The sequence below is a fragment of the Paraburkholderia heleia NBRC 101817 genome (assembly GCF_000739775.1).
GTDB lineage: Bacteria > Pseudomonadota > Gammaproteobacteria > Burkholderiales > Burkholderiaceae > Paraburkholderia > Paraburkholderia heleia.
The window spans coordinates 1-16,965 of the sequence record NZ_BBJH01000032.1 but is presented as its reverse complement, the minus strand read 5'-3'; the positions used below and the strand labels follow the sequence as shown (position 1 = coordinate 16,965).

Sequence of the window (16,965 nt, the reverse complement as noted above, 5' to 3'; positions counted from 1 at the left end):
ACATGAATATCTTTCCGGTCGTTCTATGCGGCGGCAGCGGAAGCCGCCTTTGGCCGATGTCGCGGGGCGGCTATCCGAAGCAATATCTCAAGCTGAATGGCACGCAGTCGCTAGTTCAGCAAACGGTCTTGCGCCTACAAGGCATTGAAGGCATCGCGGCGCCAATTGTCATCACGAACAACGAGCAGCGCTTCGTCGTGGCCGAGCAATTACGCGAGGCGGGAGTGACACCCTCCTCGATCGTGCTCGAACCGTTCGGCCGCAATACCGCACCCGCTATCGCGGCAGCGGCGCACGTCGCGCTACAGCAGAGCGCCGACGCCCTTCTGCTTGTATTGCCTTCCGATCATGTGATCCGCAACGAGAACGCGTTTCGTGAGGCAATCGAAACGGCGGCTGAAGTCGCCTTGGAACAGTACCTTGTCACGTTCGGCGTCGCGCCCGATGCGCCGCATACCGGCTATGGCTATATTCGCCGTGGGAGCGCACTGAACCGCAGCGCCTCTGCGTACACGGTCAGTTCATTCGTCGAGAAGCCCGATGCGCAAACAGCCGCACGTTTTCTCGCAGAAGGACACTATGACTGGAACAGTGGCATGTTCATGCTCAAGGCCTCGACGTATCTGGACGAACTACGCCGCTACGCACCGGACATCGCCGATCAAGCCGAACTGTCTTTCGATCATGCCCAGAGAGACAACGACTTTCTTCGCCTCGAGCCCGAGGCATTCGCCGCCTGCCCGAACATCTCCGTCGACTACGCCGTCATGGAGAAAACCTCGCGTGCGGCGGTCGTCGTGACGCATGACCTCGGCTGGAACGATATCGGTTCGTGGACGGCGCTGTTCGATCTCACGGATCTCGACGAATCGGGCAACGCCCTGCTCGGCGACGTGCTCGCGGAGTCCGTCTCAAATTCTTATGTGCGCGCCGAACATCGCATGGTGGCGGCCATTGGCGTGGACAACCTGATCATCGTCGAGACGGCCGACGCCGTCCTCGTCGCGCATCGCGACAACGCGCAGGATGTGAAGAAGATCGTCGAGCGTCTGAACGCTTCTGGCCGCCGCGAATCGGTTACGCAGCGCCGCGTGGTTCGCCCCTGGGGCTCGTATGAAGGCGTCGACGAGGGCGATCGCTTCCAGGTCAAACGCATCGTCGTGAATCCGGGCGCACAGTTGAGCCTGCAAATGCACCATCACCGCGCCGAGCACTGGATCATCGTGAAAGGCACGGCGCGCGTGACGAATGGCGACAAGACCATCCTGCTCTGCGAAAACCAGTCGACCTTCATTCCGCTTGGCAACAAGCATCGGCTGGAGAACCCGGGCAAGATTCCGCTGGAGCTCATCGAAGTCCAGTCGGGCTCTTATCTCGGCGAGGACGACATCGTTCGTTTCGAGGACAGATATGGACGGCTGTCGTCTTAGTCTGCGCGTGCTTTCCCGGTAAACTACCGCCTTCTCCGGGACTCCCGCCGGTCTCGCCAGAACCGGCACGCAAGCTTTCGTGAAATTCAAACACAACAGGGCCTCCTCGCGCGCCCGTACGCTTCACGTCGCCCTCGTCTGCAACACTGCCTGGGCGATCTACACGTACCGCCGGGGACTGCTGCGAGCGCTGACGCAAGGCGGCGCGCGCGTGACCATCATCGCCCCGCGGGACCGCACGTTCGAGCCGCTCGAGCAAATGGGCTGTCGCTGCGTCGAACTGCCGGTGGCCTCGAAAGGCACCAACCCGCTTCACGACCTGCGTACTCTCCTCGCGCTCTATTGCCAGTATCGCGCGCTCAAGCCCGACGTCGTCTTCCATTACACGATCAAGCCCAATATCTACGGCTCGATTGCCGCGTGGCTCGCACGCGTGCCTTCTGTCGCTGTGACGACCGGACTCGGCTACGTATTTATCCAGAAGAGCCGGGCGGCCGAGGTCGCCAAGCACCTCTACCGCTTCGCGTTTCGCTTCCCGCGCGAAGTCTGGTTCCTCAATCGCGACGACGAAGCCGCCTTCAAGGAAGGCAATCTCCTCGCGCATCCGGAGCGCGCCAGGCTACTCCATGGTGAGGGCGTCGATCTCGATGACTTCCCGTTCACTCCTCTGCCCGCGAGCGCCGAATTTGCCTTCGTTTTGATTGGCCGATTGCTGTGGGACAAAGGCGTTGGCGAATATGTCGAGGCCGCCCGGGCGCTGCGCACACGTTATCCGCATACGCGCTTTCAGTTGCTCGGCCCGGTAGGCGTCGACAACCCGAGCGCCATTTCGCGCCAAGAAGTGGCCGCATGGGAGCGCGAAGGCGTGATTGAATATCTCGGCGAGACGGCGGACGTGCGCCCCTATATCGCCGCCGCCGATTGCGTCGTGCTCCCGTCGTACCGCGAAGGCGTGCCGCGCACGCTGATGGAGGCGAGCGCTATGGGTCGTCCGATCGTGGCCACCAATGTGCCCGGTTGCCGCGAAGTCGTCGCCGACGGCGTAAACGGCCTGCTGTGCGCGGCGCGCGACGCGGACTCACTCGGGAAGGCGCTCGCCCGCATGCTCGAACTCGGTAACGCCGAGCGCGCCGCCATGGCTGCGCGCGGCCGAAAAAAAATCGAAAAAGAATTCGATGAGCGCGTTGTGGTACAACGCTACCGGGAACTGATCCGGGAAATTACCGGGTCGACGTTTTGATCGAAGCTGGATTTCACGGGAACGAAAACGGCATGACTGCGACGAATTCAAAGGGCACCATCCTCGTCACCGGCGGCGCGGGCTACATCGGCTCGCATACCTGTGTCGAACTGCTCAATGGCGGCTATGAGGTGGTCGCCATCGACAATCTCGTGAACAGCAGCAGCGAATCGCTCAAGCGCGTCGAGCAGATCACCGGCAAGCAGGTCGCGTTCTATGAAGCCGACGTGCGCGACGCGACCGCCCTCTCGCGCATATTTGAGGCGCATGGCATCACTGGCGTGATACATTTCGCGGCGCTGAAGGCCGTGGGTGAGTCGGTGGCGAAGCCCATCGAGTATTACCGAAACAACGTGGATGGTCTGCTGGTCGTACTCGATGTGATGCGCCAGCACGGTGTAAAGCAGTTCGTGTTCAGCTCATCGGCAACGGTATACGGCGTGCCCGAGAGCTCGCCCATCGACGAATCGTTTCCGCTTTCCGCGACTAATCCGTACGGTCAGTCGAAACTCATCGCGGAGCAGATCCTGCGCGATGTCGAGATGTCGGACCCATTGTGGCGCATTGCCGTGCTGCGCTATTTCAATCCGGTAGGCGCGCATGAAAGCGGGTTAATCGGCGAAGATCCGTCCGGCATTCCCAACAATCTCATGCCATATGTCGCGCAGGTTGCTGTCGGCAAGCTCGAGAAGCTGCGCGTGTTCGGCGGCGACTACGCGACGCCGGATGGCACGGGCGTGCGCGACTACATTCACGTGGTCGATCTGGCCAAGGGTCACCTCAAGGCGCTCGATGCGCTTGCGTCGCGCGAGGAAGGCTTCGTCGTGAATCTCGGCACCGGTCGCGGCTATAGCGTGCTGGAAGTCGTGAAGGCATTCGAGCAGGCCTCGGGGCGGCCCGTGCCCTACGAGATCGTGGCACGCCGGCCCGGCGATATTGGCGAATGCTATGCGAATCCGGTTGCAGCAGAAAAGCTCATCGGATGGAAGGCCGAGTTCGGGATCGAGCAGATGTGCATCGATCACTGGCGGTGGCAAGAGAAGAATCCGGCCGGGTTCAGGTAAGCGGTCCGATTCGGTCGCACCGGCTTCAAAGCGGGTGCCACAATGGCAGCGGCCTCGTCCGACGACGGCAACATTCGAAACATTTAATACAAGTGCGGATCGAATGTTGCAGTTTATTACAAAGCCGTTACGGCAATTAAAAAGCCGTTACAATGCCGCCCATATGCATCATCGAACTGGGGTGGCTCCGTGGACATTTCCGCACCCAAGGGCGTAGTGGTCTGGCTTACCGGGATGTCAGGGGCTGGAAAATCGACTATTGCTCATGCTTTTGTTACGCGAATGCAAACGTTTGGCTTGCATTCAATCATGCTCGACGGCGACGTCTTGCGCGCGGGACTGAACTCGGATCTCGGCTTCAGCGACGAGGAGCGTACAGAGAATCTGCGGCGCGTCGCGCACGTCGCCGCGCTGTTCTGCAATGAAGGCTTCATCGTCGTCACGGCCACGATCTCGCCGAACCCCGAACATCGTGAAAGCGCCCGGCAAATCATCGGCGAAGATAATTTCGTTGAAGTGTTCGTCGACACGCCGTTCGACGTTTGCGAGTCGCGCGACCCCAAGGGTCTGTACAAGCTGGCGCGGCGTGGCGAAATCAAAGGTTTCACCGGCATCGCATCCCCGTACCGTCCGCCTACGAATCCCGACGTCATACTTCGAACTGAAGACACCGACGTCGATAGCTGCGTGGCAAGAATTACCGAGTATCTCAGGCAATCGCGCAGCGATACGCTCGAACTGCGCCCGCTCCACAACGTCACACTCCGCGAGGAAGAGGCGTTTATCAAGACCGGCACGAACGGCCGCTAATACTCACGCGCCCAACACAAAGACGCGATCAATCGCGTCCTTGTCGAGACTACGCGACCCGCGATTGCGCATTTCAGTAGCAGTCGAACACCACTTCAACCGTCTGGTCTGTCACGCCCCTTATCCCTTCCGTATGTTCGGCGACGACGTGCAATTGCCTGTCGTGGTCCTTGCAGTAGGTCGCGGCATACTTCATCCCGGCAGATCTGACGTGGTTCCACGACGTGAAGGTCCATCGCGTGCGACTCGTGAGGCTCAGGTGGCCGTCTTGCCGTGAGTCTATGTTCGACACCGTGGTGCATGCAGATAGGACGCTGATGCCCGCAAGGCGCGCGCTTCTTCTCATTGCTCCCCGCCAAAGTGAGTCACGCACCGGCATAAGCGTGGATCCTGCAAAACGGCGATTGATTAAAGGTCCAAGCATGCGTGGTCGGTCAATGCGATGTTGCGGCAGCGCGATTGTATCGGAGGAATGGGCCTCGTAGATTGTCACGCCAAGTCCGTGAGCTTCGGGCAATTTCGCGGCACGGCCACGCCGGAGGGTAAAATGCCGCCCAACAGATATTGCACCTGGGTCAGGGCGCATTGCCACCTGTCCTTTCGCTGCGATATCGCCGACTATCGTGAAGCCATCAAAAACCGCCATCTTGCCTTTCGCCGACCATGTGGCAACCCGAAATGATTTCGCGCGGACGCCATCAAGCTGCGCTATGCCTTTCTCTGTCGCGCAAAGATCACAGATTCGACTGGAGCGTTCAATAGCATGCGCCAGCAAGTGATTCGATTCGTGATCGCCGGCGTAGCAGGTTTCGTCGTGGACGCCGGCATCCTGTATCTCGCGCTCGCCGTTGGCCTCGGCTATTTCGCCGGACGCGCGGTTTCGTTCCTGTGCGCCGTCTGGGCCACCTGGCAGATCAACCGCCGCTACACCTTTACCTCGGCCCGCAACGAGTCGGCCTGGCTTGAGTGGTGGCGTTATCTTGCCGCGATGTCGGTAGGCGGCGTCGTCAACTATGGGGCCTACAGCGCGACCGTGCTCGCGCTCAGAGGGTTGCCGTTCCTGCCCATCGTTGGCGTCGCTATCGGGTCGTTGGCAGGCATGGTCGTCAATTTTGCCTCGGCCAAGCTATGGGTCTTCAAGCACCGCTGATGAAACGCCCGCGGACCTGGAAAAAGGCGCTTCATGAAGCGCCTTTTTTATCCCAATGTGCGCGTCACTACGACGCGCGAGCGCTCGCCACAGTAGGCACGCTCTGCAGCGGCGGCGCCAACGTCGGCTGATATTCCGGCACCCAGCGACGCAGGTCACGTCGCACATCCTGATCGGACAACACGCGGTGTTGCATCAGCCAGGGCAACAGGTCGTCCAGCAGATTATCCGGCACGCCACGCGCCTGAGCGACCCGCAATTTGGGATGCGCCGTACGCGTGGTGGTTTCGTCGTCGGCAAGCAACTCCTCGTACAGCTTCTCGCCGGGCCGCAACCCCGTGAACTCGATCTCGATGTGCTCCTCGCTGAACCCATAGAGTCGTATCAGATCGCGCGCCAGATCGACGATCTTGACCGGCTCGCCCATATCGAGAATGAAGATCTCGCCGCCGCGTCCCATGCTCGACGCCTGCAACACCAACTGCGAGGCTTCGGGAATCGTCATGAAGAAGCGCGTGATCTCCGGATGCGTCACGGTGACCGGACCGCCCTTGGCGATTTGCTGCTGAAACTTCGGGATCACGCTGCCCGCACTACCTAGCACATTACCGAATCGAACCGTCTCGATCTGGGTGCGCGTAGTGGTTTGCTGCAGGGCTTGACACGCCATCTCCGCGAGACGCTTGCTCGCCCCCATGACGTTGGTGGGGTTAACAGCCTTATCGGTAGAAATCAGAACGAAGTGCTTCACGTTGTGACGAATCGCGGCCCGCGCCACGCGGTAGGTCCCCAGCACATTGTTGCGAACCGCTTGCCACGCGTTCTGCCCTTCCATCAGCGGCACATGTTTGTAGGCCGCTGCGTGAAAGAGGATATGCGGAGCATGCCGCGACAGCACCGAATCGAGCAGTAAAGAGTCCTTCGCGTCACCGATCACCGCCACCACCGGCAACCCCGGAAAGCGGTCGTGCAGTTCTTCCGTAAGCTTGTAGATCGCGTATTCGGACAGATCAAAGGCAATGAGTTGCGCCGGTTCGAAGCGCAGGATCTGGCGGCACAGTTCCGAACCGATCGAGCCGCCCGCTCCCGTCACCATCACGACGCGATTGCGAAGCAACGCTTCGACGTGTGGCGTATCGATCTTGACCGGGTCACGGCCCAACAGGTCTTCGAGGTCGATCTGCCGGACCTGCGAAAGGAACGCCTGACCTTGCGTCAGCGCTGTCAGGTCCGGCAAGACCAAAGCGCGCACCCCGGCGCGCACGCACAGCGTCGCGACGCGGCGTTGCACTTCCACTGGGGCAGACGGAATCGCAATGATCGCGTATTCGGTCTTGAGCGACTCCGCCAGTTGCGGGAGTTGGCTGAACGAACCCAGCACCTTGTAGCCGTAGATTTCGCGCCCATGTTTGGCGACATCGTCATCCAGCAGGCCAACGAGGCGCCATTCGCTAGAACGCGACAGCTCTCGGGCGAGGCTAGCCCCCGCGGAGCCCGCGCCGAGCACAACCACGGGCTTGCCCTCGCCAACGAGACCACCGTATAGATAAAACTCCTTCGTCGTGCGATAGAGCGCGCGGGAGCCGCCCATGACAAGGAACAAAAGCAGCGGGGAGACGAGGAGTACAGAACGCGGCACGATCGGCATAGGCTGAACCATCACCGACACCACCATCGTGACCACCGCACCGACGACCACGGACTTTGAAATCCGCACGAGATCCGGCAGGCTCGCGAACACCCACATGCCGCGGTACAAACCGAAAATGCGAAACATCAAGGCATAGATCGGCAGCACCCAGAATAACGAATGCACCGCACCACGCATGAAATCAGGCGGCACAGAACCGTTGAAGCGGATAACGTAGGCACTCAGCCACGTCGCAGAGACCGCGAGCAGATCGAACAGGAAAGCACTGAGGGACAGCAGCGAGGCTTTACTTTTAAACATCAGCGTCATACCTCAGAGGGTTGCTCGGACAGTGTTGATTCAAAGCGACGCCAACGCCGATCCACTGCCGCTCCCAATAGCAAGAGAACGACGATCCACGCAGCGACAACGCACCATTGAACAGCCGGGCGCAGCCCAAGTGCAAATAACGCAAGTGCGATCCCCACCGCCATCACCGCGTACCAGATCGTGGCGGTTTTGGCATGCCCTATCCCTGAACGCACCATACGCTGATAGTAGTGCTCCCGGTGAGCTTGCCAGAACTTTTCACCACGCAGCAAACGGCGCGCCAGGGTCACCGAGGCATCGACGATAAAGGGCGCGAACACCCCAGCCGGAAACCAGATGGGCCAAATGCCGCGCAGCCATCCCCAATAGCCCAGGGCGCCGGCCAGGAAGCCTAACGAAATCGAGCCGGCGTCGCCGAGGAAAATCCGCGCAGGGTGGAAATTGAACAGCAGAAAACCGAGCGCCGCGCCGGCCACCAGAGCGCAGGACAGTGCCAGTTCGGGCTCGGGATGCGCGGCCGTCAGCGCCGCCACGGCATAGCCGCCGAAGCCAAACAGGGCCATACCGCCGGCGAGGCCATCCGCGCCGTCCATGAAGTTGTAAAGATTGACCAGCCATATCATCAGGAACGATAAGGCGGCAAGCAACGGCCAGGGCACCGGCGCCGGATAGCTCGCCACGAAGCCGACAACCGCGATCAGGTGGGCTGCAAATCTGGCACGAGCAGGCAGCCCGCGCCGGTCATCGACCTGGGAGACGGCAGCGAGGAACGCCGTTGCCACCGCCGCGCACCAAAGGCTCGGTGCGGCCAGCAGAACGCCCGCCACGGCGACCGGCACGATACCCCAGCCGCCCACTCGTGGCGTCGGACGGACGTGAAGCGAGCGATCGTTTGGAATATCGGTGGCGAGGCGCCACGCGAGGCCCGTTCTCATCAAAACCAGCAGAATCACGGCGCATGCGCTGGCGGCTGCGAGAGCGACCAGGATAGGTCCCGCCCAGAGTGTCGTTGTGGAAGCTTGCATGACCATAGACGACCTCAGTGCGTCGCTCGATACCAGCGGGCCGTAGCGGCCAGCCCCTGGTCAGTTGAAAACGGAGGACGCCAGTCGAGTACGGTGCGAATGTGATCCGTGTCCACCTGCAAACTGCCAATCAGACGATCGACCTGCGCCGAACGGCCGGTCAAACGGCCTGCCAGGCGCAACCAGCCTGAAGGCACCGGCAGGAAGCGAGCCGGCGCCTGGAGATGCCTGGCCAGGGAGTGGGCCAGTTCAGCTACGGTCAGATCGTCGCCATCCGCTACGAGGAAGCACTGACCCTCTGCCCTCCTGTCCGTCGCGCAATGCACGAGCGCGTCGGCGAGATTCTCGACGTAGACGAGACTGCGCTTCGCGCGTATGGCACCAAGCGGCAAGGGCAAGCCCTGGGATATGGCCGTCATCAGGCGAAGGAAGTTGGCGCGCACGCCGGGTCCATAGACGAGCGGCGGCCTGACGATCACGACTTCGAGCCCAGACTCCTTACCGTACTGGATCAAGGCTCGCTCGGCCTCGTATTTCGACTGCCCATACGGATCCTGCGGAAGTGGAGGCGCATCCTCGCGCAGCGGGTGACCCTCATCGGCTTCCGCCATCGCCTTGACGCTGCTGACGAAGACCATGCGCCGAACACCCTTCGCGTGGGCGGCTTTGGCGACCCGCAAGGTCCCATCGACATTCGTCGCCCGGAACTCCGCAAGCGGATCCGAAGCCACGTCCTGCATGAAGTGGACTCGCGCCGCGAGGTGCACGACGCAGTCAACCTGAAGCGCCGCGGGCCAGGCCTCGGGCAGCCCCGCGAAGTTCATCCCCGTGTGAACCCATTCCTGCGTACCGGCCACACATCCGCCCGGCTGCCTGATCAGGCCGGTCGTCGAATGACCGGCGCGCGAAAACGCAACGCACAAGGCACGTCCGACGAAGCCGTTGGCACCGGTGATAAGGACGTGACTCATAGCCACTTCCAGCCGAATCGATTAAAGAACTTGAACGCCGACGTGACGAACATTTGAATATGCTTCGACCCTTTACGCGACGCGCCACCGCCATGATGCAGCACCCGCACAGCGGGCGTATAAACTACGCGCGCACGCTCATGCGTGCGCAAGCTCAGATCGTAGTCCTCGAAATACAGGAAGTAGCGCGGATCGAAGCCAGCGAGCCCTTTGAGCAACGCGGTGCGAAATAGCATGAAGCATCCGCTCACGATGGGCGGGTCCCAGACAACGTCGCGATCGTTGATGACGTCGCGCATTTCGTAACGCGAAAGCCGTCGTGCGAACAGACGTCTGATCCTGCCCGGCACGAACCCCCTGACGAATAAATCCAGCAGCGTCGGATAACGGCGGCACAGATACTGAAGCCGCCCTTCGTCGTCGCCGATCCGCGGGGTCAGAAGGCCTGCTTCAGGATGCTTCGCAAAGAAGTCGAATGCGTTCACCAAGGCGGCGGCGTCGAGATCAATATCGGGGTTCAGGACGAGGTGGTACCGGCTCGCGGACCGTTCTATCGCGAGGTTATGGCCGCGCCCATACCCCACGTTGCCGTGGCCGCTGATCACGACGGACGGGATGCCACGATTGCGCAGTCCGGCCAGCTGCGCGGAGACGTCCGGCAACTCCCCATTGTCGACCAGGTAGAGGACAACCGGAAAAGTCGGATTATTGACGCGTAAGGCGTCGCAGGCAGCTTCCAGACTCGACAACGTACGAGCGAGGAGTGCCAGATCCGGCCGGTATACGACAACAGACACGGATAAGCTTTCGGTCTCAGGGGGCGGCGCGTTTGTAGCTGTCATGTGCGGTAGTGGGTGTCGTCTTGGCGACACTTGTCTAGTTTGGCCCACGACGAACCCTCAATTTTGCTCAAACTGAGGGTATTCGGCAACCTGGCTTTCCTTTTGTTACCCCACGAAACGTGGCGGTAAATATTGTGGGCGCCGGACGTGGGCCTCTCATTCAAGGCTTGGGTGGGGCCTCTATCAGTTCGATGGAGCGCAGCCTGAACGATCTAAGGCGATTGTCAGCATCGATTTGCGGCTTGAAAGCAACATGATCGCTTGCCGTCAGATCAAGCTGGAAAGCCCTGGCGACCGGCCAATTTGCGCAGGTCAGCGGAAGCACTACGGTCTGTACCCCTTGCTTGGCGAGCGACAGCGTCTGATCCAGGCACCCGGGACTTGTCAGGTGAAGGCTCGGTAGCTTCGGCGCAATGCCCCGAAGGAGTTCATCCGGCACCTCGAAAGTCAACCTTATGGCGTTCTCGTTCGAGCGCTTGAGCATCACTGTCGCGTCCATACCCACCCACGCGTCACGGTCACTTTCTCGCTGAAATATGCCCCGTCTATGCGAGTAGTCCCCTTGGGAGAAGTCGAATCCGGCGGACAGGTTGGCTGGATCGCGGTCTTGCGATGCGAATGGGGCATATGGTTGGATGGAGCCAAGCTTGTACAAAGCGCCTCCATTCAGTTTCACGATCGTACGGTACTGCGATCGATCCAGGACATTGTGGATCGACGATTGACTTATCCCCTCCGTGTACATGTCCGTCACGAAATACTTGTCCGGGAGCGCATTCACTTTCGCCGACGACCAGTGCTCGAAGTTCATGAAATGCCGGTGCGAAAACAGAGAAATGATCGGGGCCTGCCACCAGCCAGTACCGAAGATAGTCGCATCGCTCGGCAATTCGCGCACCTTGTTCGCCACGGTCAACATATCCAGAGCGTAACCCGGTGGCTCCGGCGGACGAGTTACGGTTTCGCCATTTCGAATCAGAAGTAGCTGGCAACCCACCACTGGAATGAGCGCAAGCAGCATGATCGCACGCACACCCTTGCGATTCGGCACATGACGGCCAGCGCCCCCACTGGGGCGGCACCATGCTTGCGTCAACACCACGACGATGAGGCACTGCAACAGCAACAAACCATCGACGATTCGGCGCAACCAGGTCATCGCATCCGGACTGATGAAGAGCCACCAGAAAAAATACAGCCCAGTGACGAAGACCAGCACTCCGAGAACCAGGCGGACATGCGCAGGTCTTCTGCGATCGACAGCAAAGATCAGTCCGAGCGCAAGCGGTACGACGACGCATACGGCCAGCATGGGCGCGGGGACACCCGTCATGCCGGCAAGAATTGACAAATGTTGCAAGCCTTTGCCCAGAAAACCATGAGCAACGTCGTTGTGCCTGACGCCCGATTGCGCGCGAATCTGCTCGAGCTGGAACCGCCACCAGTCAGCATAGGCATGCGCAGATCCCACTTCGGCAAAGCGGAATAGCTCCCACGCGACCACGGGCACGCCAAACCCGATCCCAAGAGCAAACACGCGGCGCCATTTGTGTGGCTGCGTGAAAATCACACACGCGAGGATCAACATCGCGGGCGCAACGCAAACGAGTGCGACGACCTTCGTCAGGTAGGCCATACCGAACAACAGGCCGGCGAAAAACAATCTGCGATGGTCAGGAATTCCACGCACTTTGGCGGGCGCCAACACGAAAATCCCGGCCAGAAACCAGACAAGCACCGGAATCTCCCCGTATCCGTTCATCGAGTATTCGATGAAACCCGGGGTCGTGATGCATGCCAGCGCGCCAAACAGGGCAAGCCAGAGCGGCACGCCCACGCGGAGGACCAACGCTACCACCATGCAAATCAGTGCTACCACGTAGACGAGGTTGACGACCTGGCTTGTGAATGGCGTAATTCCGCCTACCCAGAATGCGAGCGCTGCGGGTAGTATGAATGGCCCATCGGTTTGCGCCGGAAACGAGAAGAACTGATCGTAAAAGAAGCCGTAGCCATCCCCGCGAACAAACGACGCGGCAGTGTTGAGATTCATCGCACCGTCGAAGCTTGGCGGCGCCACCATCGCGTAACGCACCAGACCGACGAGGATATAGGCAATGAGTGCAGCAAACGGCACACTTGCCAGAATCCCAACGATTGACACCTTCGTTCGACTCGATGCTTGCATCTGCTATTGAATGGGGAGTTATCGTGCCACGCGGAAACCTTCGCGTGGCACTGGGTATTGGCAACTAGACGCCCGTGCGTACTACGATTCCAGAAAGCTTCTGCTCTGGTTCACAAGGTGCGGTCCGTGTCGCTGCGAATCGCACGATCATTTTGACGCGTTGAAGAACTCGGTCCTGGTATAGCCAGGTACGCGAAGCGTTTCGCTTCAAGCCTGCCCTTCGTAACCGTGTCGAGCACAAGTCCGCAAACGAGAAACAGAAAGCCCAACAGGCCGAGTGCAACACACAGTAGCGCGGTCGGCATGCGAGGCACCAACCCTGTCTTCACATAAGTATCGAAGATGGGAATAGCGAGGACGATCGATAGCAGCAAGCTTGCGGCGAAGCAGATGGAAAAGAATGCCAGCGGACGCTCCAGCTTGAACAGCTTGAGAATGGTCATCAGAATCCTGAAGCCGTCCCGGTAGGTGTTGAGCTTGCTGACGGACCCTTCTGGACGACTACCATAATGGGTGTCCACCTCGGCCACGGGCATACGCAACTCAAGTGCGTGCACGGCCAGCTCCGTTTCGGTTTCGAAACCTGCAGCGTGGGCGGGAAACGATTTCACATAACGGCGTGAAAAGATCCGGTAGCCGGACAACATGTCGCGAAACGTACGACCAAAAATCGATGCGGCGAAACCGGTGAGCATGACATTGCCGAAACGATGCCCGGCACGGTAAGCTGCAGCCTCGTCCGTCACACGGCAACCCACCACCATGTCGAGCCCGTCATTGACAAGTGTCTCGATGAGCTTGGGAGCAACACTAGCGTCATAGGTGTTGTCACCATCAACCATCACGTAAACGTCCGCTTCGACATCGCCGAACATGCGACGAATCACGTTCCCCTTACCCTGAAGCGCGACGCGACGCACCTCGGCACCCGCCGCACGGGCGACCTCGGACGTCCCGTCAGTCGAATTATTGTCAAATACGTATATGCGTGCGTTCGGGAGATACCGCCGAAAGTCCGCGACGACCTGTGCGATGGTGCTCGCCTCGTTGTAGCACGGCAAGATGACAGCTACGTCGTGATCCACTTCTTCCCCCGATCGTCCTCGGTATTGCCACGGCGTGCACGGTTCGCGCGCGCAAACCCGCCCTAAAATACCGAGAGTTGTTGTTCAAAACCCTGCATAATACCCGTCCTTCTGTTTGAAATGATCGGCTATCGGGCAGAAAACCCCCGCTAGACTCAAAAAGCGACAGTTTTGCGATAAGGCCTTGCGCGCGAACTCAAATGGTATGCAGCAAGAAATATCAAGTCGATACCCCGCATGCCCCAGCGCCTCAATAATCCGTCCCCTACGCTGGGAGTCCTTTCAGCGCCCACGCCCGTCGAAGGCAGGGCATCAAATATCCGCCGCTGAGGCTTTCGGCTGCCTCACTGCAAGCGGATATCCGGAAAGCATCTGCATGCGGTATACCGCCTTCACTATGGCCAAACCTTACAGTGCGCCGATCGACACCGGTACTTCCGTTCAGCATTGTTCATCGGCTCAGTGTTACGCCCGGTCAGTCAGTAACGGGCCGGACACTCCCTGTTGTACCGGTGCACGGCCGACGGATTGATCCCTGACGTCTTCGTTCTGCGCTACTACCGGCCGCAAACGCGAAGATCACAGCATAATGCGACTGGAATATTTTCACCTTCATACATCCACAGTTTCAAACAAGATCAGCGCGTTATCTTAATTTTTAAATATTATCTTCGAGAGTCATTAGAATGCGGACTGTAATCGTTCACTACCATCTTTTCAAAAACGCTGGCACAACGGTCGACGGCATTCTTAACCGAAATTTCCCAGGTGAGGCTCATGGCCACCTGGAAGGCCCCTACCCTTGGTCCACCGTGAGCTCCAATGAAATATTGGACTTTGCACTTTCGAAGGCGGACCTGCGCGTCATCTCCAGCCACCAGGCCCGCTTGCCGCTACCGCAGCACCCCTCGGTCACCTTCGTGCCGGTCTTGTTCCTGCGCCATCCAATTGACCGCTTTGCGTCCGTCTACGAGTTTGAGCGTCGGCAGCCGGCAGATAGCCTCAGTCCGAGCGTCGCAGTTGCACGAAATGGCAACCTGGCCGCCTTTGCGGAGTGGACCGTCGCCCGCGAAGCGACGGCCGTTTGCAGAAACTTCCAGGTTGCTCACCTGGCAGGTGCCCAGAGCGACATGCGGTATGCGCGCGCCACGCACGACGACTACCTGCAGGCGCTCGCACACCTCAAGAGTCTTCCGTTCTTTGGGATGGTCGAGTCGTTCGAAGAATCATTGGACTCATTGCAGGAGTTTGTCCGACCTCATATGGGCGAGCTCAATATTGATTTCTTGATCGAGAACGTCAGTCCTGGGCGCAAGGCGACCCTTGAGAGCCGGCTGGAGCATATCGAAAGCGAACTCGGAGCGTCGCTATACCGAGAATTGCTCGAACTCAATGCTCTTGATCTCCTGCTGTACCATGAGGCGAAACATATGTTTGCTGCGAACCGTGCGCGCCTGCGCAACGTGCACGAAGCATCATCTGCCACAGGACGGAAAACCCTTTGGCAACGCATCGCACAGAACTTTAGGAGAGGTGCCAATTCAGCTGAACGCGCGTGACTCCAGCGGCTCGCCCCCACTTCAAAGTGCCATCAGCGGTCGACGTCTCTTTTGCAGAACTCTGTTGCTTTCTCCGGCGCCTCTCGCGTTGAACGGCGACCAGTTTCGAACCTCGTTGAGCACATCTAAATCGAGCGCCTGCGCTCAAATCCATCCCTTTTGGTGGCAGTTGTCCGAAATTGGTTGAGCAGGCAAGCTGCCTGCAGCAAGCACGCTTTGTGCCAGGACGGGATTTGTCACCCAGCAATACGTCCGGGCACATTTTCCGGTGATAATGCACGGGGAGATTACGTAAGTTACAGCAATGGAAGCACCCGAACGATTCGATAACACGCTGCACTATGTGCGGCAGGAGGCGAAGATGATTCGATGCGTAGTCTGTGGGTCGCACGCTGTAGACAACTACAAGAAGATAGATGACGTCGAGTTCTACACATGTCGAGGATGTGGCTCACTCTTTGCGGATCCGGGATTCCTGCGCGCAGTGGAAGAAGGCGACGTCTCGAACTACAGAGATACATACTGGGAAACGGAGCTGCGCGCCGCAAAGGAAAGGTCGTACGGTTCGTCATTGCAGCGCGTCGCGGAGACGTTCTTCTATAGCCGGATTCCAATCACCCGGTTTGTTGATATCGGTTCCGGACCAGGATATTTGCTAGATGCACTTGCCGCTGCGTTGCCCGACGCAGCCAATATGTTCTACGGAGTGGAACTCTTTCCGCCCGAGTCGGCATTTCGGTCAAAACACCCGAACTACATGCTGTGCCCTCTGGCGGACGTCGGTCAAAAGTTCGAGGCGGGTGTCTGTATCGAAGTTATCGAGCATTTAACGCCATCCATGCTCGACAGACTGGCGAAACAAATGGCACAGACATCCGCACCCGGCGCGGTCTACTTGATCAATTCTGGTCAGCCCGACTATGTACTAACTGAAGATCCCGGATATCTGGACCCTCACGGCCGAGGGCACATCCTTTCCTATTCGCTTGAGGGAGCCAGACTGATATTTGAACCACACGGTTTCACGGTAATCCCGTTACCAGGACGCCATTGGGCTTTCCTTGTCGAGTACCAATCAGAGTACATATCCAAAGAGCCCATCGAGCAACTTGAGGCTCGAATCTGGTCCCCTATTCCAGAGAATGTCGTCACCCTGAGAGATGGAGGTGGGGGCTCTCTGATGTACTGCACTGGGCTGGAGTCAGCACGTTGTTACCTGGAACACGCGACCGTGATACAGCGCACGCGGTGGGCTCAATCACTCCAAGAGGAGATTGATCGATTAGCAGCGGAGCGAGAAGCGCAACGAGAAGCAGCCGAGCAAGAAGCAGAGCATGTGAACGACCCGCCCCCCAAAGAGATCCCTCGAGAGGCGAGCAGTCCCGTCGCTCATGCAGGACTCCTTGGGCGCGCGCGACGTTGGGTGCACCGCGTCGCAAGCTAACAGGGCGACGCCATCTGTCGCCCCCTGGGGCGCGATCTATTACCGCACGGACGTCGATCAGTGCCGTGCAATCGCCACCCTCTGGCCAACCCAGTACTCCACTTCCGTAGGCTCCGCTCTATTCTGCTCCGGCGCGACGGCCGCGAAATCGGTCGTCGCGCTCACCAAAGTGCACGGTCACAGTGTCGCCGCCTCGA

14 protein-coding genes are annotated in these 16,965 nt (G+C 59.4%); 7 read left to right on the top strand and 7 right to left on the bottom strand.

The window, feature by feature from the left end; genetic code table 11:
* The first annotated feature begins 2 nt into the window (after window positions 1-2).
* From BHE01S_RS24960 to cysC, 4 genes are all read left to right on the top strand, one after another.
* Window positions 3-1,430, top strand: a complete 1,428-nt coding sequence (locus tag BHE01S_RS24960) for a mannose-1-phosphate guanylyltransferase/mannose-6-phosphate isomerase (protein WP_042268705.1) — start codon at window positions 3-5, stop codon at window positions 1,428-1,430.
* Window positions 1,431-1,509: 79 nt separating this feature from the next.
* Entirely contained in the window at window positions 1,510-2,670 is a 1,161-nt protein-coding gene (locus tag BHE01S_RS24955) for a glycosyltransferase family 4 protein (RefSeq protein ID WP_042268704.1), read from the top strand.
* A 32-nt stretch (window positions 2,671-2,702) separates the two neighbouring features.
* On the top strand, window positions 2,703-3,734 hold the full coding sequence (galE, locus tag BHE01S_RS24950) for a UDP-glucose 4-epimerase GalE (RefSeq protein WP_042268703.1): 1,032 nt from the start codon (window positions 2,703-2,705) through the stop codon (window positions 3,732-3,734).
* A gap of 189 nt (window positions 3,735-3,923) precedes the next feature.
* The gene (gene cysC / locus BHE01S_RS24945; RefSeq protein WP_245639850.1) at window positions 3,924-4,544 is read left to right on the top strand and encodes an adenylyl-sulfate kinase; all 621 of its coding nucleotides are present in this window, start codon (window positions 3,924-3,926) and stop codon (window positions 4,542-4,544) included.
* Between the two features lie 73 nt (window positions 4,545-4,617).
* Here the strand turns inward: cysC and BHE01S_RS39245 are convergent, their stop codons facing one another.
* Window positions 4,618-5,319: a hypothetical protein gene (locus tag BHE01S_RS39245; RefSeq protein ID WP_245639849.1), complete on the bottom strand. Its 702-nt coding sequence runs from the start codon at window positions 5,317-5,319 to the stop codon at window positions 4,618-4,620.
* Here BHE01S_RS39245 and BHE01S_RS24935 point away from each other — a divergent pair.
* The gene (locus BHE01S_RS24935) at window positions 5,308-5,694 is read left to right on the top strand and encodes a GtrA family protein (RefSeq protein ID WP_042268702.1); all 387 of its coding nucleotides are present in this window, start codon (window positions 5,308-5,310) and stop codon (window positions 5,692-5,694) included. The two genes, BHE01S_RS39245 and BHE01S_RS24935, sit on opposite strands and share 12 nt — an antisense overlap.
* A 67-nt stretch (window positions 5,695-5,761) precedes the next feature.
* Here BHE01S_RS24935 and BHE01S_RS24930 read toward each other — a convergent pair whose 3' ends face one another.
* The 6 genes from BHE01S_RS24930 to BHE01S_RS24905 all read right to left on the bottom strand — a co-directional run bounded on the left by BHE01S_RS24930 (window position 5,762) and on the right by BHE01S_RS24905 (window position 13,765).
* Window positions 5,762-7,645: a polysaccharide biosynthesis protein gene (locus BHE01S_RS24930; protein WP_042268733.1), complete on the bottom strand. Its 1,884-nt coding sequence runs from the start codon at window positions 7,643-7,645 to the stop codon at window positions 5,762-5,764.
* A gap of 5 nt (window positions 7,646-7,650) precedes the next feature.
* Window positions 7,651-8,685, bottom strand: coding sequence for an MraY family glycosyltransferase (locus BHE01S_RS24925; RefSeq protein WP_042268701.1), 1,035 nt, complete (start codon window positions 8,683-8,685; stop codon window positions 7,651-7,653).
* Between the two features lie 8 nt (window positions 8,686-8,693).
* Window positions 8,694-9,650 (bottom strand): UDP-glucose 4-epimerase family protein, encoded by a 957-nt coding sequence (locus BHE01S_RS24920; RefSeq protein WP_042268700.1) that lies wholly within the window; start codon window positions 9,648-9,650, stop codon window positions 8,694-8,696.
* Window positions 9,647-10,492, bottom strand: coding sequence for a glycosyltransferase family 2 protein (locus BHE01S_RS24915; protein WP_042268699.1), 846 nt, complete (start codon window positions 10,490-10,492; stop codon window positions 9,647-9,649). The genes BHE01S_RS24920 and BHE01S_RS24915 overlap by 4 nt, the downstream gene beginning before the upstream one ends.
* 160 nt (window positions 10,493-10,652) lie before the next feature.
* Window positions 10,653-12,656 carry an ArnT family glycosyltransferase gene (locus BHE01S_RS24910; RefSeq protein ID WP_157025613.1) on the bottom strand — a complete coding sequence of 668 codons (2,004 nt, stop codon included), beginning with the start codon at window positions 12,654-12,656 and terminating at the stop codon, window positions 10,653-10,655.
* Between the two features lie 134 nt (window positions 12,657-12,790).
* Window positions 12,791-13,765, bottom strand: coding sequence for a glycosyltransferase family 2 protein (locus tag BHE01S_RS24905; protein ID WP_042268697.1), 975 nt, complete (start codon window positions 13,763-13,765; stop codon window positions 12,791-12,793).
* 686 nt (window positions 13,766-14,451) lie between these two features.
* Here BHE01S_RS24905 and BHE01S_RS24900 point away from each other — a divergent pair.
* Together BHE01S_RS24900 and BHE01S_RS38020 are read left to right on the top strand one after the other, a co-directional pair.
* On the top strand, window positions 14,452-15,324 hold the full coding sequence (locus tag BHE01S_RS24900; RefSeq protein ID WP_042268696.1) for a sulfotransferase family 2 domain-containing protein: 873 nt from the start codon (window positions 14,452-14,454) through the stop codon (window positions 15,322-15,324).
* Between the two features lie 304 nt (window positions 15,325-15,628).
* Window positions 15,629-16,768: a methyltransferase domain-containing protein gene (locus BHE01S_RS38020; protein WP_157025611.1), complete on the top strand. Its 1,140-nt coding sequence runs from the start codon at window positions 15,629-15,631 to the stop codon at window positions 16,766-16,768.
* Window positions 16,769-16,965: the final 197 nt, after the last annotated feature.